The sequence below is a fragment of the Butyrivibrio sp. VCB2006 genome (genome assembly GCF_000420945.1).
In the GTDB taxonomy this organism is placed as follows: Bacteria; Bacillota; Clostridia; order Lachnospirales; family Lachnospiraceae; genus Butyrivibrio.
On record NZ_ATVX01000028.1, the window covers coordinates 1 to 19,610 of the forward strand.

Below are 19,610 nucleotides of genomic sequence, written 5' to 3' on the forward strand. Positions count from 1 at the left end.
TAAAGTTTGTTCTCACGGAAGAAAGCTACACATCAAAGGCAGACTTTCTTGCAAAAGACTATATCCCTGTGTATAAAAACAGTTCAGGGAACCACTTTTTCTCAGGAAAGAGGATACAGAGAGGACTTTACAGGCACTACGATGGTACAATAACAAATGCAGACATAAATGGAGCTGCAAACATCTTAAGGAAAGTATTCCCAAAGGTAAGCCAATGGGATAGGGGCATAGTGGACATGCCCTGTTCTGCAGGATGCATAGAGCATCCTACAGGTTCATGCCGCCATGCGGCATAACAGAAACCCTTTCCGACGTGGAGTCGGTGAGGGCAGTTCATGATGGTCCTTTTGCGTAAGAGATGGATCTACTCTCTTTGCACGGTTGCAGTGACTGTCTTTTATGCGTGGGTGGAGCTAAAGTTTATAAATTACAGGGCCCAGTTTTCTACTGATGTTGGGGGCATAGCTCTTGCGCAGCTCATATTCCCTGGGCTTTACATCATATTGGGACTTGTTTTTTTACTTATAGGTCTCATTGTTCTGACGAAAAAGAAAAATGGAAGGCGCGGAGAGGAATATAAGGCGCGCCATTGAACATGTTGGGGAACCCCATGACCCCCTTACCCGTTTCCCAAGCCCCTCCCGGCTTTTCTTTCTTCAGTTTTTCTATAATATGCAGTTTTTCAACTTTTGCCTTTATATCTGTGCGGCATAAAAGGATGAATGACATGTAAATTCCCTCATAAAAAATTAAATTACGTATTTTACCGTCAAGTAGTTTACTCGTAATCTGATAATCAGACAATGAACAATGGAAACGAAAATTATGTATTCGGTTTCCGTATTTCGTCATTATGTCCAAATTCCTACATGGCTACTAGGAATACGCAGGTTAAAGAAGGATAAATAAAGACACGAAATATGCCAAATGGATATTCTTAAATAGCTACATCTTGCGGTTGCAAAAGCGAACGAATGTTCTTATAATATAGTTACATCGAACAGTTGTTTGCATGACAAATGCAACGCACAGGCGAAAGAGAGGACTTTTGCATGGTATTGGCAGTTGATTTTGACGGAACGCTCAGTTTTGGAGAATGGCCTGAAGTTGGACCGGCCAATGATAATCTTATAGAGTACCTTAAATACAGAAAGCATTCTGGAGACAAGCTGATACTCTGGACATGCCGTGCAGGGGATGCGCTTGATGCTGCAGTTGACTGGTGCATTGGGAATGGCCTTGAATTTGATGCCATAAACGACAACCTGCCAGAAGTCACGGAAAAGTATGGAAACAACAGCAGAAAGATAAGCTGTGATGTCTATATAGATGACAGGGCAGTAAATGCAGGAGATTACAGAAAAGTGGTCCATGCGAGCACGGATGCTTTTGATTATGAGCTTGTTGAGAAAAAACTCATCAGTTTTGCTGAATCTTTGGTTATGTGCTCATGAAGATGGACCCTGTGAGGGCGTGTTATGAGTAGAATAATAGATAAAGTTGATGTGATATGTGAGCATAAAGCAGATGGGAACGTTATCCCAATGAGATTTCGCCTTATGAATGAAGATGGGATATATGAAGCGTACACCATAAAGGGATACAGGCAGTTATATCATAAAGAGACATATACTACACCTGATGGCGTCTATGTCTGCAGCAAGGATCTTGTGTTTGAGTGCAGAGTCCTGATCCTTGATATGTATAGGACTGTGCGCCTTTATTTTGACAAGGACAGAGTGTCCTGGAAGATAGCAATATGAGTTATCATTTTATAAATGATTTATGACTTATAAATGCAACTCATTATTTGTTGCCAGTTTTTTCTTATATTCGTATAAATAGGCAGAAACAAAAGAAAATAATCCTAAGTCCTAACTCATTATTAGAAGGGCAGAAAGGAGTTCATATGAGAAATAATATATATGCAATGGATATGCTGCTTATAGATGAAGATCTTGAGAAAGTTGCGGGCGGCGCGAATGGTGAAAAGCAAAAATGTTATATGGTAGATTGCGTAACACCATATGGTCAATCAATTGTTGTGTATTTTAAAGATTACTTTGAAGCTGTAAAATTCTGCCACCGAGTTAATGTGGATCCTATCTGTATAAAGATAGTTGATTTCCCATACGAGTTATAGACTAGTCCTTTCCAGCAGTAAATAATGATTAGCAAAATGGCGTATTCATGCGGCTTCTCCAGATATTACGAATAGAAAAATGGCTTAAATATGGGATTTGTGGGCAGTCACTTTTCGCAGATGGAAATCTGTGAGAAGTGGCTGTTTTTAAACTACAAAGCTAGTGACAAGAACAGTTAGTAGCCATACCATTCTATATAGAGAATCCTTCAATTACATATCAGCTTTTAAGGGCTACATGTTATGGTACCGAGAAAGAAAAGGCAATAACTGATTGATGGCAATAACGGCTGGACCAAAACTGCACAAAGAAATGGTTTGACAAAAAAGATTTACTTAGAAAAGTAGAATAATCTGATGATTATAAGCCTGGGATTACATGATCATCGAGAGCATAGGCGTCTAAAATCAGTACATCCGATTATGAGTTCTATTGGTTATAAATAGCATGTTGACTTTTATACATAATTTTGATAGGCTCAATTTGTATCAAAAATCTTGAAGAAAGCGAGGTAATCATAATAATGAGTGCGATGAAATTGCAAATTGTAACTGAATATCGTATGAAGACCTCGGTTTATGCTTTTTAATATAATTGTTTTCTGACCGTGGCTTATTAGTCACGGTTTTTTCATTCTATATGTCAAGTTCCTGCATAATTCCAGCGCAAACGGTCTCCATACAAGTATAAGAAAAAGAATGGAGAATATAAAATTGAATAATATTATTATCAGACAGGAAACTAAGGAAGATTACTATAACACTGAACTTATGACAATGCGCGCCTTTTGGAACCTTCACGGGCCGGGCTGTAATGAACACTTTTTGGTTCACATACTTCGAGAGGCTAAAGAGTACCTGCCGGAGCTTAGCAGAGTGGCTGAGCTTGATGGCAAGATCGTAGGTGCAATTTTCTATTCGAAGGCTAGGGTCGTTGATGGAAACACTGAGCATGAAATACTCACCTTTGGACCTCTTTGCGTGGAACCCACTTGCTTCAGCATGGGCATAGGAGCAAAGCTTCTGGAGGAAACGATCGAACTTGCCAGGAATTCCGGTTACAAGGGAATTGTTATATGCGGAGAGCCCGATTATTATCCAAAACACGGCTTCAAGACCTGCGATAAATTTGGTATTGTGCACCCTGAATTAGGGAACTTTGATGCATTCATGGCTTATCCCTTAAATGAAGGTTTTAATGATGTCCACGGTTCATTTTACGAATCTCCGGAATTTAAGCAATGCGAAGATGAAGAGAAAGTCCGTGAATTCACCGAAAAATTCCCATACTTCAAGCCTCTTAAGCTTTCCTGTCAGTGGCTTCACAAGGAGAGGCTGGGAAGAATATCTGAGGTTCGTAAGAACCGCTATAAGGTAAGATTCTGGGGAGAGGACCTTCCGGCTAAGCTAAAGGGAAACTTTTATGAGTCGGATGCGGAAAACTTACCTGTTGTGGGCGATTATGTGACATTTCAGCATAATCCGATAGGAGAATCGGTCATTTTGTCAGTGTGTGAAAGACAGAGTTTCCTTCAAAGGCCTGATCAGGCCAAGACCGGGGTTATGCAGTACATGGTGGCAAATGCAGATTACACTTTTATTGTTACTTCGCTAAATGAGGATTACAGCTATAATCGAATTGCCAGATATGCAAGTGCTGTTATCCAGGGAGGGTCGATACCCGTGGTGATATTAACTAAATCTGATCTTTGCAGCAATGTCTGGCCATATATAAGTGAAGTGGAAACTATTTCAGATAAGATAAGAGTTCACGCCATATCTTCACTTTATGACATAGGACTGGAGGATCTCAAAGAGTATTTTGCCCCTGGAAAAACAATCTGCCTACTTGGTTCATCAGGTGCAGGAAAATCAACATTGCTAAATGCTCTTGCCGGTGAGGAAATCATGAAGACTAAAGAGATAAGGTCATATGATTCTACTGGAAGACATACCACCACCCATAGGCAGCTTATTGAGTTGGAAAATGGCGTAAGTATCATTGATACTCCCGGAATGCGAGAAATCGGAATGGCCAATATGGAGGAAGGAATCGATAACACTTTTTCTGATATCATCGAACTGGAAAAATGCTGCAGGTTCAGTGACTGTAAGCATGAGACTGAGCCGGGATGTGCTATAAAGGCAGCGATTGAATCAGGTGAATTGTCCATGGAGAGGTATATACTCTTTAAAAACCTTGGTGCTGAGAACACCCGCAACTATGCCAAGAAAAAGGAGATATCCAAGTGGCGAAATGTTCATAAACAGTTCGATAAACGAAATCTCTGGGAATAAAACAACCTGCAGTTTTGTTCGGGCTTCACGCCGTTTTTTATCTAATTGAACTAAGTCGCGTGAGAAAAGCCATTACCTATGGAATTTCAATAACTTGAGAAAGATAAGGTTAAGGACTGGTTGAAGTAATAGTTTCCAGAAAACTAGCTTAAGAACTTTGGAGGAGATATTCTTATGAAGAAGGTAATTGGCAGGATCATAATCGTTATACCTGCGTTGGCACTTCAGGTGGTATGGTTTTATCTGACGCTGGGGCTATTGAACAGAGTTACAAAAGGGCACCTTGGAGAGATCATAAATGGTATATTCACCGTGCTTGCAGTTTTCTTTGTGGCGAGGCTCATAGCAAGGAGAGATGAGAGCTCATATAAACTGTTGTGGGTGCTTGTAATAGTGGCGCTCCCGGTTCTTGGAGCAATGCTTTATTTCACCCTGGGAAATAAGACAACAGGCAGAGCGCTCAGGAGAAAACTTCAAAAAACTGCTTCGGAGCTCAAAGGACTATATGATGGTGAGCAGTTACGAAACACCGGAAATTTGGATGAAATCGAAAAGGAAGACGTAAGGCTTTCACAGACACTGTCTTTTATCACTGAGTCTACCGGTTTTCCTGTTTTGAAAAATGATTCATCGAAGTATTATCCCTTTGGGGAAATGATGTTTTCTGACATGTGTGAGGATCTTAAGAGAGCAGAGAGCTTTATCTTTATAGAATACTTCATCATTCAGAGTGGTAAGTTTTGGGGCACGATCACTGATATTCTTGCTGAAAGAGTACAGGTAGGTGTTGATGTAAGGGTCATGTATGATGATCTTGGGAGCATCGCCACTTACTCGGTAAAAGACATAACGGAGCTATCTAAATTGGGCATCAAATGTGTTCCCTTCAACCCGTTCTTCCTGATCAAATCGCAGCTTAATAACAGAGACCACAGGAAAATAATGGTAATTGATGGAAAGGTTGCTTACAGTGGTGGAGTGAATCTTGCGGATGAGTACATCAATGAGAAGCAGATGTTCGGAAGGTGGAAGGATATAGGATTCCGTGTGACCGGAAAAGCAGTGGCTTGTTACACCTATATGTTTGCTGAGTTCTGGAATGCATTTGCCCACGATAAGATTTCTGACGAGGAACTTAAGAAAGTGGCAGATCTTGAAGAAGCATCATGTCAGGACAATGGCTACATTCTTCCGTACTATGATTCTCCCATGCGAGATGAGCATACCAGCAACATTCTATTTACAGAAGTACTTTCGACGGCAAAGGATTATGTCTGGTTCTATACACCTTATCTTATGCTTGGCGATGCGCTCTTTGATGCCTTTATAAGAGCAGCTCGCAGGGGACTTGATGTTCGGATCATTATGCCGGGTATTCCGGATAAGAAGCTGGTTTACAGGTTGTCCAGGAGCTACTATGAGGATCTGCTTAAAGCTGGCGTTAAGATTTACGAGTACACTCCCGGATTCGTTCATGCCAAAGCATTTGTCTCGGATGACAAGCTTGCAGGAATTGGAACGGTCAACCTTGATTACAGAAGTCTTTTCCTACATTTCGAGTGCAGCTCTATTTTTTACAAGGCTGATATAGTAAAAGAACTGAAGGCAGACTATCTCAATACTTTAAAAGAGTGCAAGGAGAGGAGTCTTGAGGATATCAACAGAAAGCTGATACACAAGCTCATCAACAACTTCCTGAGAGTGTTAGCGCCATTGTTGTGATTAGTTCTATTCCAGGTTAAAGCTCTTTTCCTCTGGGAAACGGAGCGTTATATTTGAATAAAATAGTGCTAACATGACACTACGGATCAGAGTAAAATCTGGTCCTTTTTTTCCACTTTTTATTTTGTCTGAAAAAATGTATGATTATACGTAAACTATCGGAAAATTTTGGCGGCTACGAGGAGAACAGGCTTATGAAGTTGGGGAAAATATTAGATGCAGACGAGAGCTACAGAGAAAATTTGAATTCTTTTTCCATGAAGGATTCATTAATTGCGCTTATATACTATATAGCCATCTTGATAGCTGATTACGTAATGGGCGTATTTCAGAGCCGTACAGGGATATATCCAGGAGATTTCGTCTGTATTGTGTGTATGGGGATTCCTGTGGTTTTGTGCATCCGGAGGCTGTCTAAGATTGGGATAAGTAATAAGAATCTTATAAGGTCTATTTTAGTATCTTTATGTCTGGGAATAATTGTTCTCATGGGAATCTGCATTATTCCGAATATTATGGCTCATTCTCAGATGTTGCCGGCAAAGAGATATGATACGGAGATTCAAAAATATAACAGTATTGTACTGTTGAATAACTTGAGGTATTAAAACTTAATAGATTTTAGACTTATTTTATGCTGACAGTACATATTACATTTTATAATAAAAATGGTCTTCCACAGATCAAAGTCATTCGTAAAAATATAATAAATCTAATTGCCGCATATAGTTTGCGCAGATACAATAGACCAAAGATTTCTATCGGTGATGATCAACCAAATGGCTGACCAAAATATTTGAAAGGAGAACAAATTATGAATGAAAACCTGAAAAAGCTGATTGAGGAAGCAAGCAAGAACGAGGAGCTCAAGAAGAAACTCAACGCGCTGACAGACAAGGACACAGTTGTGGAAAAGACCATCGAGATTGCCAAGGAGTATGGCATCACCCTGACAGCAGAGGACTTCAAGCCAGAGGTGGGTGAGAATATTTCCCTCGACGAGCTGAACAAGGTCTCTGGCGGGGCCGATCTGCCTCTATGCGTCGGCGCAAGCGGCGGAAAAACCTGTATGTGCGTTATTATTGGTGCCGCCACCGGCTGCGGATGTGTTATGATCGGCACGAATTAACGGAGGGCAAACCATGTACTACCGTTTAAAAGACAACTATATTTTGCGAGGCTGGGAGAAGCTGCCCTATGCCGTCGTGGATCGAGAAGCTGGCAGGGCATGGTTTGTGGATAAGGAGGCATTCGATGCGCTCCAACTCTGTGATGGGCAGGTGGACTTTGATCTGTCGCTTGTTCCGCAGGTCATCCGGGACAGCGTCGCGAAGATGGAGGAAAAGGGTTTTGTTGCGCCCTGCGCCCTTGGCGAGACGATTGCGGATGAACAGAAATACCACTTTTACCCAAATCGCTTCATGCGCAGCGCGCACTGGTCCATTACGGGCAACTGCAACTGCAAGTGCCGACACTGCTACATCAGCGGCGCAGAAAATCGCTATGGCGAGATCAGCCATGACGACGCAATGAAGATTGCGCAGGGTTTGGTGGACTGTGGCGTGATGAGCTGCTCCATCACTGGCGGAGAGGCGCTGGTGCGCCGGGACTTCTGGGAGATCATCGACACGCTGCGCGCCGGAAACATCAGTATCAGTCAGATTTATTCCAACGGACTTTTGGTTAACGAGCGGTTGCTGGACGCCTTTGAGCAGCGCGACATGCACCCCGAGTTCAACATGAGCTTTGACGGTGTGGGGCATCACGACTGGCTGCGCGGCATGGACGGCGCGGAAAAAGCGGTTCGCCGCGCCTTTGAACTCTGCCGTGACAGGGGCTTCCCCACAGGTGCAGAGATGTGCCTGTGGAAAGAGAACCGCCAATCTCTGCGGGACAGCGTCAATTACCTGGCCTCCGTGGGCTGCCAGAGCCTTAAGTTGAACCCAGTCGGCGATACGGGCGCGTGGCATGAGGGCGGCTACGCTGAGAGCCACGGCCTGAGCATGGATGAGACCTTTGAGATCTACTTCGACTATCTGGACGATTTCTACCGCGACCTTCCGCAGATGACTGTGCATCTGGGTGGATTCTTTATGTGCGACGGCAGCAATCCGGACCTATACCGTCTGCCTGCCGTCCATGTTGTCAATAATCTGGAGAACGCCTGCCTCTGCGCCCATGCCCGCAGCAACATGTACATTTCCGCGGAAGGACGGGCGCTGACTTGTATGCCACTATCCAACATGGACGAATTCCAGCAGGCATACCCCAAGATTCAGGAAATCGGCGTTCGGGAATGCCTGAACGATTCAAAATATATGGAACTGATCAACACTCGTTCTACGACGGTACTTGCGCACAACGAGAAGTGCCGGGAATGCCCTTATCGCAACGTGTGTCTCGGCGGCTGCCGCGCGGCTGGGATGCTGACGCAGCCTGGAGACATACTCGCCCTCGACGAAGCAACCTGCGCAATCTACCGGGACGGCTGGTTGCAGAAGATTGTCGCCAAGGTTAAGGAGTTGCGACCGGAGGCAGAATGCGTGGAACGAAAGCAACTAAGTGAACTCGGGCTTATGGATAACCTGCCCGGCGTATTCTGAAAGTGACATGGATCGATATCTTTCTAAACTCATTGACTCCCTTGACCATTGGTTTGGTGTTCCCGCCTCAGGACGGAAGCACAGCACTGCTTTGCTGACGGAGGAGTGTGAAGCGCGGCTTGGGCGAATTCTCAGCGCCCGCAGGGTCACATTATACTGGCCTGTGCTGTGGGAAAAGATGCAGCCTATTCTGGCGGAACGTTTTCCGCTGGCGGCATATTCCGCCATTGCCGCGCCGGAGCAGGCTTTTCATGACGCATTGGAGCGCGTCATGGAGGACGCCACGCGGCACAATGGCGCCAAGCTATATCAAGAGTACCCTGAACTGGAGCGGATCGATCGGTCGATATGCGAAAGCTATGACAGCTTCACGGACGAGGTCTTTAGTGCGCTGGAAAAAAAGCGCGATGAGATCTCCACGGCATTTTTCGGCGGGCGAGATTTCGGTAAAATCACTTGGATTTGTCTGCCCGATGAATCCGACGCCAGCACACGCCCCGGCGGACGCTCTGCACTTATGCTGGAATCTGAGGGCGGCCGATTTTATTATAAGCCCCGAAACTGTACGGTGGAGATGGTGTATTCGCAACTGATGGAGCGGTTGTTCCCTGAGATGGGCCCTGCCTGCGGCTGTATTAGCGGTGATTGCGCGTCGTTCACGGAGTATATCAAGAAGCAGCCGCTGTCGTCTGAGGCGGATGCGGACGAATACTATTGGCGTATGGGTGTGCTGACCGCCGTTTTCTTTTCTTTTTTGAGCGACGATATGCACGGAGGCAATTTTATCCCGCAGGTCAATCGGCCGGTCCCTATTGACCTCGAAACGCTTCTGACGCCAATGCCGCTCGCTATTGGTCTTCCCATGTTTCGCATTACAAATCTTGAATTTCTTAACATTAACAGCGGAGCCTCGCCACTTTTCATACCGCCCTCGGGAGGGGGCAAGAGCTCTCCACCTGAACTCAATGGGCGGCCTGTCTCGGTACTTGGCAGGGAGAAGCCCTATCTGTCTGGCTTTTCTGACGCCTATCGGCGCATTCGGGATAATGCTGGGGCGTGGATATCCATTTTGCAGGATCATTCGGAAATGCCTCTGCGGTTTGTACCGAATTCGCACGATATCTATAAAAAGATTCTCCGCGGGATCACCAGCCCTGAACTGCTGCGCTCTGCAAAGGCGCGGGACGTATGGTTGGATCGTCTGCGCGCGCAGGTCGCTGACCCGTTGGACTTGGGAATGTGGGAATCGGAGATTGAAGATCTTCTCCATCTGGATATGCCGGACTACATCATCCGTGCGGGCGGCAACACAGTTTTTCGGCAGGATGGAACAGTCTTATCGGAGAACAAGTTGCGTTCGCCTCTGGATTTCACCACGAAACGGCTGAACAGTATGTCAGAGGAAGAACTGCATACCGCTTGCGACGACCTTCGCGGGTTGCTCGACAATTACAGGAGGATGTCTGAAATTTTCATTAAGGGCGGACAAGATGCTCTTGGATGACTGGAAAAAATATACTGAAGAACATTCTGATGAACGAATGCAGCAGATATGTAAATTATTAACAGAATGCTTTTTTCCTTATCAAGAACGTGGAATTCTCCGTTTGAAACTCTGAAAACGCAATACAGAGCTTTTTCTGTTATAAGTTCTTATAGAACTCAACAGCGTCACTGATTTCATCTGCATCAGGATGACCTTTTTGGATACCACCAACAAGTCTGAATGGTCCATAGGTGCCAAATCCCTTGCATAAATAGCGGCCTAGCTCATTGCAGTACTTGGCTTCAGCGATCTTAGCAATGGAATTAAAGTAAAGATCTAATGGATTTCCTGCAGTGCAGATGAAAAAGACATCTTTTTGAGAAGGTAGATTTACCTTTGCAAAAGTAAGGAGCTGCTCGGCAAATTTGCTAAAGTAACTGCCGGAAGCAAAACCAATCCTGTCAAATTCCAGTAGATTGAATTCATGCTTATCCGTAACATCAATAAGAACCACATCCGGATCATATGCTTTGATTGCATCCAAAAGTTTCTTAAATTGCATACTATTCTTTAAACCGGTGTTTTGCGAATAGTTAAATTTTTAAGCTGAGCATGAGTGTAATACAACACTCACAAACATATAAATACCATTTTTATCGCAATTATAGCACTTTAATCTCCCCTAAAAGGTTGCGTTAACCTTGTCACTGTTCGTGATATGGGTTGCGATAACTATTTCAAAAAATATCATAAGAATCCCATGGTTAACATGTTTTACAAATAAAATTGTGATGCAAAATGGTTGCGTTTACTTTGACAAAAATGAGGTGACCCTTCAGGACCGCCTCATCATTATCGCATTTTTTATAAACTTACATAATATTTCTTATGTAATATTTCTTATCGCAATTACATGTAATCGCTACAAAACTACTGTTTAAACTCCGGTTTTGATACAGTTGTAATCTTATTCTCGAGTGCATCAGGTAACCAATCAAGAATTCCTGCATTGCCGCCTGTAACTACTTCCAACTCATGTATATCTAGTTCATTTTTATCACAACGTATCGTTTTATTGCTATTATTATCATCAATAGGTGTATTAGTTTCCTTTACCATTGCTCAACGCTCCTTAGCTGATTATGCACAATAATGCTTTTACTATGTCACTTACATTATACACACAAACGCTTAAGTTCATGTAAATGTGAACTTAATATTTAATAAAAGCACAAAAATACAAAGCTTGCGTCTTGCTAAATAATATAAATTATATGCATATTTAAATGTCCCCCGGAAGCTGCCAATCCCATTTTTTCTTCCATCGCTGGCAAAATCCGTGTAAAATTGCCTATTATTGGCAAAACTCATGAAAAATCGACCATCAGTGGCAGAATCGGAGTAAAAAATTTACATAAAGTTTGCTAATGCATAAAGAAGGAAGCCCTGAAAAACGGGCCTCCGAAAGATTATCTATTGGCATTATTCATGAAAATGGACAAAGGCCTCAAAAGGTCTCGATAACCTCTTCAAACATCGTGATGAAAGTTACGATAACTATTTCATCAAATTCCCTTAAATTCTTGAATTTACCCAAATGCACATATTAAGATTGTGATGCATAATAGTTGCGTTTACTTTGAAAAATTAGCGTAGAGGAAAATAATAAGGCGGTTCAAATCTGAACCGCCATTCAGTGCTCATGTTCTACATATTTAATCTTTTCAGAATCGGAATGATAAGGAATTCTCTGTTCTTTGGAACGGGAGATCTTAAACTTATTCCTGTAAAAGCGAAATGACATGATTGTTAAAGGCACACCTCAAAGTCTTTTAGGTGTGCCTTTTGACTGTTCTGCTTAGGCAAATGCTTCTTTTGGTATTATCTGATTAACTGTGCCTGGGCAAAGAACTATACCCTCGAGGTTCTCACTAATTGCCATTTTTCTGGCAGTTTCATAGCATACCATAGTGAATCGTACATTTTCGCCATAAATGCGTGTAGCTGCATTGTATGAATCAAATAATGGAAAGAAGCGCTTTCCATCAGGGCTCATGATTGTCTGATAATGCATTATCTTTCCTGCAACAGCAGACTGATCCTGTGTTGTGTGGAACTTATCTACCGGAAGATCGCGAACTACGAACACGCCATCGCTATTAAGTAATGCTGCTTCTGCAGGTCCTCCATGAAGACAGTAATCCGGTTCTGTCAATTCTTCATTTACCTCATAACCAAAAGGTACAATAAACACTGCTTTTCTAATATCTAATTCCATATTTAAAATCTCCTTTTATATCTCAGTCTTAGCTTTCCTTTTATTTTCTATATAATCTTTAATCCCTTCATATGCGATCCCTGGTATCGTAACTATCGCAAAAGCCACATACAATATTATTGCACTCACGCTTTCATCAGCATAAAATGGTCCAAATTTATATATCAGGATATGTACTACTATAGGCAAAGCAACAACTGCAGCTAATGCAGGCACCTGAAGCAATGAATGAACATTTCTGATAATGAATATCAGTGCTCCCCATATGAATATCATGTAAAACACATTTATATAAGTCTTTGTATAAAAACATTGCTCCATCGTTTTTCTTTAATATACGTATCTGTCTATAATACACCTTAACCCTGGTATTTGTTGATAGATTAATGATATATACACAAAAAAGCACCGCCGAATTAATGCGATGCTTTTTACTTTCAAAACAATTATTCAATTGGAAAATCAAGGAATCATCCTTTTTTATGAGTAAACATGCACTTAAACACATGACGATCTAACTCACACTCAGGCACAAGCTCTTCGCAATATGGGCATTCTACTAATTTGCTCATTACGTCATTAATAATCTGGTCCCAATCAAACTCGCCACCTGCTACCAGCTGAAGCTGCTCATCTGTGAGGCCGTTAATATTCTTATGAAGTTTGTTTTTGGCTATCATTTTAATCATAAAGCACCTCCTTAAGACTATGGTCTTAACAATGTTGCATTTGCTATTGTTCTCTTTGCCTATTTATACGAATGAGTTCTTTTTTGGGCAATACCCCCTATTTCTTTTGCCTCCAATTTCTGGAATTCTTGACTGCTTCCTCGCGATCGCTGGCTCTGGCATAGATATTTGTGGCATTTATGGACATGTGACCCATTCGCTGCTGGAGTACCAAAATATTTTTTTCATGCTTATAAAACTCCATAGCAAAACTGGAGCGCAGTTTATGAACGCTTATATCACTACGCTTTAGTGATACTTGCACATATTTTTTGAGCATCTGCTGAATCTCCCGGATGGAGAGTCGCTCTCCGGTGGAAGTGGTGAAAAGAGGAGTGTTTTCATTGAATTGCTCTCCTTGGCCTTGGCGCGATGCAAGGTAATCCTGAATGTATTCTTTAGATTCGTCAGAGAAAAAAACTTTTGAAACAGTTCCGCTCTTTTTCTTGCCCTTACGAAGTGCCGTTATGTAACACTCATTTTTTTCTTCATCAAAAGTATCCTCGTAAATAACAACATCATTTACATTAAGAGCATGGAGTTCTGAAATTCTAAGTCCAGTGTCCAGGAAAAGAAATATGATTGCCAGATCACGCTTTTTATATTTTTCATGGAATGACAGCTGCCTTTTTGTAAGGCCGGTTCCGTATCTGATACAGTTAAGAAGCTGTTCCTGCTCATCCAGGTTAAGATAAGTCACATACTCATTTTCCGGGATATCTACAGACTGAGACCCGGAAACAGGGTTGTATTCGAGTTTTCTTTCTGTATTGATAAGGTATTCAAACAGGCCAGACACGGAAGATCTGCGTCTTGCTCTGGTTCTTTCAGATAGTTTCTGATCCTCTTCCATCCAAGTAAGGAACTTATCAATATCTGTGGCTTTGATCTGACGAATGTCATCTAGTGACAGTTCTTTTATCTGTTTGTGTGGGAAATATGGTAAAAAATTCACGGCATACTCAAGGAAATATCTAGCATCCAAAGCATAGGAAATCCTTGTGAGAATTGCTTTGCCTGATGTTCCTGAATAAAAATACTGCTGTGTAAATTCCGGTAAGGAATCAGTAATATCTCTAAGTTTTTGGGTGTTTGTTTTTGCAGGTATTTTTTCTGCCATGAATTTAAATTCCCTTCCTATTTTTGTTTTGAACCACTTGCCTAATTTCATTGTAACATTTTTGCTACATAATTGAAATTATACGCATAAATGCCCCTATAAAAGCTCCTCTACCTAAAGCCCTAGTTTCCATCTGCAAAAAGTGGCCACCCACAAATCCCCTATTTATGCTATTTTTCTATCCGTAATTCTCAGGGGAGCCGCATGGCTAAACCATTTTTCAGGTTTTACTTTCTATCATCTCCCCGACAAGCCTGAAGTTGTCGAGCTCTTTCACATATTCCTCTAGCTTATCTTAAACAAATCATCAAGTTCCAGCAATACTGCTCCATCTTCCGCTGCATGCCTAACCTGAGTTGTCCAATCCAGACTGCGCCTGATCATCGTATATAGTACTGGGAGCTAATGTACCACTCACCATCTTTTTCCATCTCTATCAAAAAAATATCCCAAGTTGATTCTGACTTCACGTCTGCCTATATCATTATTGGTATAGCAACAAGTATCAAATCCTATAAGTTCAAATCCTTCATGCAGATAAAAACCTATAGCATTGGTATTGCATGATTGTGTCTCAAGCATGAGTACTCTTCTTTTCTGCTTCTGTGCAACCTCTTTTGCCTTATCCATCAGTTGCTTACCAAGTCCCTTGCCTCTGAGATTATCTGACACCCAAAGTTCTGTAACCATAAGTCTGTTTGACCATTCTTCGGGACAAACTTCAATGCATGCCAAAAGTTCATTGTTATCGCCTACAACTCCGAAAGCTTCAGCATTTTCCCAATGATCCTGATACAAAGAATCTGGAAAGTCATATTCTTCAGGAGTATGAACGATTTCTTCTGAAGCCTTTCTTTTAACAAGCTCAATCTTACAACCATCGTTATCAAGCTGCTTTATTTCAAAATCATAGTAGCTGTCACTCTTTGTAACTAGCGGAATCACAGCACCTTTCCATTGTTCTTTTGGCAAATCTACAATTTCTGTTTTATTCATAATTGTTCCTTTTTTGATATCATTGAATTCTTTTTTACTCAGTTCCATATAGATATAGGGGCATTTGTGTTTTTGTAATAAAACCTAGCTTTTCCCATGATTATTCTCAGCACCTCCTCCAAGCATTATTTCAGACATCTTAATCATTCTGCTAATGTCAAAATCATATCAGGAAGAACTACCATCCTTCCAAAGTCATACTGTTTTTGTTGCTCTTCTGTTCGGCCAACCAGCGCTGCACCTGACGCAGAATTATCAGAAACCACAAGCAGTGCTACTCCAGGCACTTCAAACAAATCAGTCATCAAATAAAAAGAGCTGGTTTCCATTTCAATAAGATCGGTACCAAAAGACTTTATCTCATCCAGATGTGTATATTCCATAGCAATTGATGGTGTACAGAATACGCTGCCCTTCTTGATTTCATAGCCTTTGGTTTTACCAATATCTATTACTGAGTCCACATAATTCATATCCGGGAATACCTTGGTAAAAAGCATTTTCTCCTTAATGGAATCCTTCATCAGATATGTATCTGCATAACTCCCGGATAAAGAATAAGAAGGAGTACATACGTCACCCAGCTTAAACTCGGGCTTGAGGCCACCAACAGCACCTATAAATATCAGTTTCTTGATTGACAGCTCTGCACAAAGTGCTAAGTGATCGATAAGATTGCCTGCAGAGGAACCAATCTTGATCCATGCTATATTCAGGTCATCCTTCTCAACTAAATACCCACCCAAATATGCACCTTCTTTTAAAGTCGTAACCTTGCATGTCGCATCCATTCCCAGTTTATATGGAGTAAAACTGGGTGCTACCACAAGTGCGTCATAAACTATGTCTTCACTTAGACCGAAGGCTTGCGCCGCCATGTGTTCCGAATTGTATTTATGAAAAGTATCCAGTATTTTCTTTAATTTTTCCTTCATTTTTCTTCGTTCTTCCTTAAAATACTCAAATAAATCACCATCATGACAATTACTAAAGCAACTGTAGCCAGCATCATGAACACAAATGCAGGCGAGTTCTGCTTGAGATATAGGAATGGCACACCTATAAGTTCAAAAATAATCCCTGTAACGAACCACAGCAGAGCAACTGCTTTATTATATTTCTTTACATCCGTGATTTTGGGCGGCTTAACCCCCGTGAAAAAGCCCACTGGCTTTTCAGATTTCAGATCAACAACGCCTACTATGAAGAACAAGACAGCGCAAAAGCTCCAGATAACAAATCCGATTATCATCCTAATTCCTCCCATGCCTAGCGTTTCAGACAACTTATGAATTATCATACCTTGTTTCAGACAAAATAAAAAGCCATCTTGAAGCAGTTTGATATGATTCCCTTGAAGAAGTGGATGTCCATATGTCAGAGTTACTCCATAACATATTACTTAAAAAACAAGCCGAACGTCTTTCTGATGAAAATGACAGAGTCATTTCTATGGCCCAAAAAGTAAAGATGGATTATTTGATCGTTTCATCTTTGACGCGGTATATAAATGACGATGTTGATAAAATCCGGAATAACGCCATTGAAGACGCCAAAAGCCTTAGAAAATATTTGGATAAGGATGCCTTTTCAAATTTAAATGATGAGACGAAAGGAGCTGCGCTACAATACTCTCTGATGAGCGCATTATTGTACGAGAATAGCACGGTTGACTGCTCCTGGATGGAGAGCCTTGTGCTCGCCGGTACAGAAAACAAATCCGGTGAATCCATCGATCTCTTCATCACAGAAACCAAGGACGCTCTGGAATTCATATTCCATCAGAAAAGCATCATATACTTCCTGGACCATCGGAATGTCCCTGGTACCTGCAGCGGTTTTCGTAGGTAGCATGCGCTTACTGCAGTCCCCAAATTCATCAGGCCTGTCGCTGAGGGTATGATTGACATGGATGATGCGGTTCTCAAAATCAACACAGTCCCATCTGATCGCAAGGCACTCGCCACCGAGCTTTTCAGCTGCCTGATCCATGAAATCCTGATATGCAAGGATTCCAGCGCCTTGGGTCTTATCCTCAACAGTTGCAACGAAGATAGGCTCATCAGCCTTAGGTCCAAGCCCGAGCATTTCTGCCTGCTCAGCACCCATCATCTCCGCCATCACCTCGGACAGTTCCTGGATTACCGCAGGTCTTACCTCCGGAGCAATTGACATCGCATCAGCATGAAGCTGCTCTGCCGTGATACCGTAGTTATCAAGCATCTTGTTTGTCACAAGAATCGAGCTTCTTCCCTCTAAAGATGAGTCAAGAACAATACGGTAAACAATCGCCATATCCTCCATGTTCTTATGAGGAACAGTCTCAAGGAGCTCTGCATTTCTTTCTGCAGAAACAACCTCCATGGCAAGTTTGCCTTTCATCTGGCTGTAATCGGTAAGTGCCTCAAGATCAAACGCAGGATGATTATCAAGAGCGTGCTCTGCAGCACTGGCAATCTGTCTGACTATCATGTCAAATGATCTGCCATCAGAATACTCCTTGAATGCAGCATCGATGCCGATGTTCACACCGATTACGCCATCCTTAGGTTTCACTACCAGAGCTTCGTAGGACTGATTCATCTTCTCAACTGTGTGAGTCTCAACTGAATACTTCCTATCGAAGATCAACTCGAGTCTGTCCTTCACCGCTTTGGCAAGGTCCTCTTTGAATGTATCGAAATCCATTCATACACCTCTTTCTTTATAATCGAGCCGTTGTTGGTTGCTGCCCTGCGGTTTTCTCCGCCAGGCCTTACGACATGAAAAAAGCACCAGTCCCACAAATGCACTTACGCACTCATGAGCTGATGCCCGGTTCATGTCTTTATTCTCTTGGCCAAGAAAAAACAAGGAAGCATTTGGCTCTTGCCTGCTCCCTTGTCCATCATAATAATATCACGCCCTAAAAAGCCTTTCAATTATCACGGCATTATCAATTGGTTTCAAAACATTATCACAGCGTTTCAGAACGTTATCATATCGTTATCATTCAAATTTGGTTTTCGACACCGAATTCCTACAAAAAACCTCAGCACTTAGCAAGCGTCCTAAGGCTGAGGTTCATTAGATATGGTACTGATGTTTATGGTTTTTTGTGTACGCGGGAGCTATGTAACCCCCCAGGGGGCTTGAAAGTCCCGGTCCTAACATGATAACCTTGGCTCTGAAGTGAGGTTTAAAAACTATGGAGAAAATAAATATAGCCGGACACGAACTTACCTCCGGCAAGACGATAAAAGATCATATACATGTCGGCGGAACCGAGATACACATTCCCCACATCATCATCTGCGGAGAAAAGCCGGGCAAAACCGTTCTTGTCACAGCCGGCATTCACAACGCAGAATATGTCGGCATTCAGGCAGCTATTGAGCTCTCTAATGAGATTTCTCCCAAAGACCTTTCAGGAAATCTTATCATCATCCCATTAGCCAACAGGTCAGGTTTTGAAAACAGAACCATGTCCCTTGTTTATGAGGATGGCAAGAATCTCAACAGAGTCTTCCCGGGAGACAAGGATGGTTCAGCCGCGGATCGCCTGGCAAGCCTTCTGTTTGATGTTTTTATCAAAAACGCTGATGCTTACATTGACCTGCATAGCGGAGACGGATACGAGACTCTTATCCCCTACGCATACTACGTGGGAGCTTCTCCTGCCAGTGATATTGCAAAAAAGATGGTGGACTGCGTAAACGCCTCCTACTGCGTAAAGAGTACCTGTACCACCGAAGGCGCCTACAACACAGCATCCATGGCCGGAATCCCCAGTGTTCTCATAGAGCGCGGTCAGTTAAGCCTGCTTCCAAAGGATGAGGTACAGGCAGACAAAGAGGATGTGCTGAACATTTTGAAATTCCTTGGTCTTATTGAAGGAGAGTACAAGACATATCCCAAGACAGAACTCAGAGAATTCAGTGATGATGCCCCATTCACCGGCTGCTGGTATCCGGAGAAAAAGGTGGGAGAGAAATTTTCAAAAGGTGATAAATTTGGTGAGATAAGGGATTACTTTGGAAGACCCCTTCACACAGCCATTGCCGATACTGACGGAGTTCTGATCCACCAATGCTCATCTCTTAGCATAATCAAGAATGGTCCCATGGTGACCTACGGAGTAATACAAAAACAGGATGCATGTTGTGATCTGGGGTCTGTCAAGTAGACAGGCAAAACAAACAAAATAACATCAAACGAAAAGGTGGTCACATAAACAGTGATCACCTTTTTACTTTG

The 19,610-nt window shown here is 42.4% G+C and carries 21 protein-coding genes and 1 pseudogene; 12 read left to right on the plus strand and 10 right to left on the minus strand.

The window, feature by feature from the left end:
- The 11 genes and pseudogenes from G613_RS19750 to G613_RS0116955 form a co-directional block, all read left to right on the plus strand.
- Window positions 1-296: pseudogene (locus G613_RS19750) on the plus strand (RNA-guided endonuclease InsQ/TnpB family protein); the annotation flags it as partial.
- Window positions 297-335: 39 nt separating this feature from the next.
- Complete coding sequence (locus tag G613_RS0116910; RefSeq protein WP_029233708.1) at window positions 336-593, plus strand: hypothetical protein; 258 nt, start codon at window positions 336-338, stop codon at window positions 591-593.
- Window positions 594-1,052: 459 nt separating this feature from the next.
- Window positions 1,053-1,454, plus strand: a complete 402-nt coding sequence (locus tag G613_RS0116915; RefSeq protein WP_029233709.1) for a hypothetical protein — start codon at window positions 1,053-1,055, stop codon at window positions 1,452-1,454.
- A 24-nt stretch (window positions 1,455-1,478) separates the two neighbouring features.
- Window positions 1,479-1,763 carry a hypothetical protein gene (locus G613_RS0116920; RefSeq protein WP_029233710.1) on the plus strand — a complete coding sequence of 95 codons (285 nt, stop codon included), beginning with the start codon at window positions 1,479-1,481 and terminating at the stop codon, window positions 1,761-1,763.
- Window positions 1,764-1,909: 146 nt separating this feature from the next.
- Entirely contained in the window at window positions 1,910-2,143 is a 234-nt protein-coding gene (locus G613_RS0116925) for a hypothetical protein (RefSeq protein ID WP_029233711.1), read from the plus strand.
- A gap of 714 nt (window positions 2,144-2,857) precedes the next feature.
- Window positions 2,858-4,441, plus strand: coding sequence for a ribosome small subunit-dependent GTPase A (rsgA, locus tag G613_RS18930; RefSeq protein WP_029233712.1), 1,584 nt, complete (start codon window positions 2,858-2,860; stop codon window positions 4,439-4,441).
- Between the two features lie 174 nt (window positions 4,442-4,615).
- A complete protein-coding gene (gene cls / locus G613_RS0116935) occupies window positions 4,616-6,163 on the plus strand; it encodes a cardiolipin synthase (protein WP_029233713.1) in 1,548 nt (515 codons plus the stop codon).
- Window positions 6,164-6,357: 194 nt separating this feature from the next.
- Complete coding sequence (locus tag G613_RS0116940) at window positions 6,358-6,771, plus strand: hypothetical protein (protein WP_029233714.1); 414 nt, start codon at window positions 6,358-6,360, stop codon at window positions 6,769-6,771.
- 206 nt (window positions 6,772-6,977) lie between these two features.
- Window positions 6,978-7,292, plus strand: coding sequence for a Nif11-like leader peptide family natural product precursor (locus tag G613_RS0116945; protein WP_029233715.1), 315 nt, complete (start codon window positions 6,978-6,980; stop codon window positions 7,290-7,292).
- Between the two features lie 13 nt (window positions 7,293-7,305).
- Window positions 7,306-8,766: a radical SAM/SPASM domain-containing protein gene (locus G613_RS0116950; protein ID WP_029233716.1), complete on the plus strand. Its 1,461-nt coding sequence runs from the start codon at window positions 7,306-7,308 to the stop codon at window positions 8,764-8,766.
- 7 nt (window positions 8,767-8,773) lie between these two features.
- On the plus strand, window positions 8,774-10,270 hold the full coding sequence (locus G613_RS0116955; RefSeq protein ID WP_029233717.1) for a DUF4135 domain-containing protein: 1,497 nt from the start codon (window positions 8,774-8,776) through the stop codon (window positions 10,268-10,270).
- A 139-nt stretch (window positions 10,271-10,409) separates the two neighbouring features.
- On the opposite strand, the gene G613_RS0116965 is transcribed toward G613_RS0116955, so the two are convergent.
- The 10 genes from G613_RS0116965 to G613_RS0117010 form a co-directional block, all read right to left on the minus strand.
- Complete coding sequence (locus G613_RS0116965) at window positions 10,410-10,814, minus strand: hypothetical protein (RefSeq protein ID WP_029233718.1); 405 nt, start codon at window positions 10,812-10,814, stop codon at window positions 10,410-10,412.
- A gap of 368 nt (window positions 10,815-11,182) precedes the next feature.
- A complete protein-coding gene (locus G613_RS0116970; protein WP_029233719.1) occupies window positions 11,183-11,371 on the minus strand; it encodes a hypothetical protein in 189 nt (62 codons plus the stop codon).
- Window positions 11,372-12,110: 739 nt separating this feature from the next.
- Entirely contained in the window at window positions 12,111-12,530 is a 420-nt protein-coding gene (locus G613_RS0116975; protein ID WP_029233720.1) for an SseB family protein, read from the minus strand.
- Between the two features lie 15 nt (window positions 12,531-12,545).
- Window positions 12,546-12,806 carry a hypothetical protein gene (locus G613_RS0116980; protein WP_155828118.1) on the minus strand — a complete coding sequence of 87 codons (261 nt, stop codon included), beginning with the start codon at window positions 12,804-12,806 and terminating at the stop codon, window positions 12,546-12,548.
- A 194-nt stretch (window positions 12,807-13,000) separates the two neighbouring features.
- Window positions 13,001-13,219, minus strand: a complete 219-nt coding sequence (locus tag G613_RS0116985) for a hypothetical protein (protein ID WP_029233722.1) — start codon at window positions 13,217-13,219, stop codon at window positions 13,001-13,003.
- Window positions 13,220-13,316: 97 nt separating this feature from the next.
- The gene (locus G613_RS0116990) at window positions 13,317-14,378 is read right to left on the minus strand and encodes a tyrosine-type recombinase/integrase (protein ID WP_029233723.1); all 1,062 of its coding nucleotides are present in this window, start codon (window positions 14,376-14,378) and stop codon (window positions 13,317-13,319) included.
- A 414-nt stretch (window positions 14,379-14,792) separates the two neighbouring features.
- Window positions 14,793-15,374, minus strand: a complete 582-nt coding sequence (locus G613_RS0116995) for a GNAT family N-acetyltransferase (protein ID WP_029233724.1) — start codon at window positions 15,372-15,374, stop codon at window positions 14,793-14,795.
- A 143-nt stretch (window positions 15,375-15,517) separates the two neighbouring features.
- Window positions 15,518-16,309, minus strand: coding sequence for a phosphorylase family protein (locus G613_RS0117000; protein WP_029233725.1), 792 nt, complete (start codon window positions 16,307-16,309; stop codon window positions 15,518-15,520).
- Window positions 16,306-16,626: a hypothetical protein gene (locus G613_RS0117005; RefSeq protein ID WP_029233726.1), complete on the minus strand. Its 321-nt coding sequence runs from the start codon at window positions 16,624-16,626 to the stop codon at window positions 16,306-16,308. The genes G613_RS0117000 and G613_RS0117005 overlap by 4 nt, the downstream gene beginning before the upstream one ends.
- A gap of 395 nt (window positions 16,627-17,021) precedes the next feature.
- Window positions 17,022-18,062 carry a DUF5688 family protein gene (locus G613_RS0117010; RefSeq protein ID WP_029233727.1) on the minus strand — a complete coding sequence of 347 codons (1,041 nt, stop codon included), beginning with the start codon at window positions 18,060-18,062 and terminating at the stop codon, window positions 17,022-17,024.
- Window positions 18,063-18,561: 499 nt separating this feature from the next.
- Between G613_RS0117010 and G613_RS0117020 the strand changes: the two genes are divergently transcribed.
- Window positions 18,562-19,539: a succinylglutamate desuccinylase/aspartoacylase family protein gene (locus tag G613_RS0117020; protein WP_029233728.1), complete on the plus strand. Its 978-nt coding sequence runs from the start codon at window positions 18,562-18,564 to the stop codon at window positions 19,537-19,539.
- Window positions 19,540-19,610 lie beyond the last annotated feature (71 nt).

Bases quoted from the DNA above. Each gene is read 5' to 3' on its own strand.
- G613_RS0116990 (WP_029233723.1), bottom strand. From the start codon at position 14,378: ATGGCAGAAAAAATACCTGCAAAAACAAACACCCAAAAACTTAGAGAT.
- G613_RS0116925 (WP_029233711.1), top strand. From the start codon at position 1,910: ATGAGAAATAATATATATGCAATGGATATGCTGCTTATAGATGAAGAT.
- G613_RS0116980 (WP_155828118.1), bottom strand. From the start codon at position 12,806: ATGATATTCATATGGGGAGCACTGATATTCATTATCAGAAATGTTCAT.
- G613_RS0116940 (WP_029233714.1), top strand. From the start codon at position 6,358: ATGAAGTTGGGGAAAATATTAGATGCAGACGAGAGCTACAGAGAAAAT.
- G613_RS0116945 (WP_029233715.1), top strand. From the start codon at position 6,978: ATGAATGAAAACCTGAAAAAGCTGATTGAGGAAGCAAGCAAGAACGAG.
- G613_RS0117005 (WP_029233726.1), bottom strand. From the start codon at position 16,626: ATGATAATCGGATTTGTTATCTGGAGCTTTTGCGCTGTCTTGTTCTTC.
- G613_RS0116975 (WP_029233720.1), bottom strand. From the start codon at position 12,530: ATGGAATTAGATATTAGAAAAGCAGTGTTTATTGTACCTTTTGGTTAT.
- cls (WP_029233713.1), top strand. From the start codon at position 4,616: ATGAAGAAGGTAATTGGCAGGATCATAATCGTTATACCTGCGTTGGCA.
- G613_RS0117020 (WP_029233728.1), top strand. From the start codon at position 18,562: ATGGAGAAAATAAATATAGCCGGACACGAACTTACCTCCGGCAAGACG.
- G613_RS0116950 (WP_029233716.1), top strand. From the start codon at position 7,306: ATGTACTACCGTTTAAAAGACAACTATATTTTGCGAGGCTGGGAGAAG.
- G613_RS0116965 (WP_029233718.1), bottom strand. From the start codon at position 10,814: ATGCAATTTAAGAAACTTTTGGATGCAATCAAAGCATATGATCCGGAT.
- G613_RS0116910 (WP_029233708.1), top strand. From the start codon at position 336: ATGATGGTCCTTTTGCGTAAGAGATGGATCTACTCTCTTTGCACGGTT.
- G613_RS0116955 (WP_029233717.1), top strand. From the start codon at position 8,774: ATGGATCGATATCTTTCTAAACTCATTGACTCCCTTGACCATTGGTTT.
- G613_RS0116915 (WP_029233709.1), top strand. From the start codon at position 1,053: ATGGTATTGGCAGTTGATTTTGACGGAACGCTCAGTTTTGGAGAATGG.
- G613_RS0117010 (WP_029233727.1), bottom strand. From the start codon at position 18,062: ATGGATTTCGATACATTCAAAGAGGACCTTGCCAAAGCGGTGAAGGAC.
- G613_RS0117000 (WP_029233725.1), bottom strand. From the start codon at position 16,309: ATGAAGGAAAAATTAAAGAAAATACTGGATACTTTTCATAAATACAAT.
- G613_RS0116985 (WP_029233722.1), bottom strand. From the start codon at position 13,219: ATGATTAAAATGATAGCCAAAAACAAACTTCATAAGAATATTAACGGC.
- G613_RS0116995 (WP_029233724.1), bottom strand. From the start codon at position 15,374: ATGAATAAAACAGAAATTGTAGATTTGCCAAAAGAACAATGGAAAGGT.
- G613_RS0116920 (WP_029233710.1), top strand. From the start codon at position 1,479: ATGAGTAGAATAATAGATAAAGTTGATGTGATATGTGAGCATAAAGCA.
- G613_RS0116970 (WP_029233719.1), bottom strand. From the start codon at position 11,371: ATGGTAAAGGAAACTAATACACCTATTGATGATAATAATAGCAATAAA.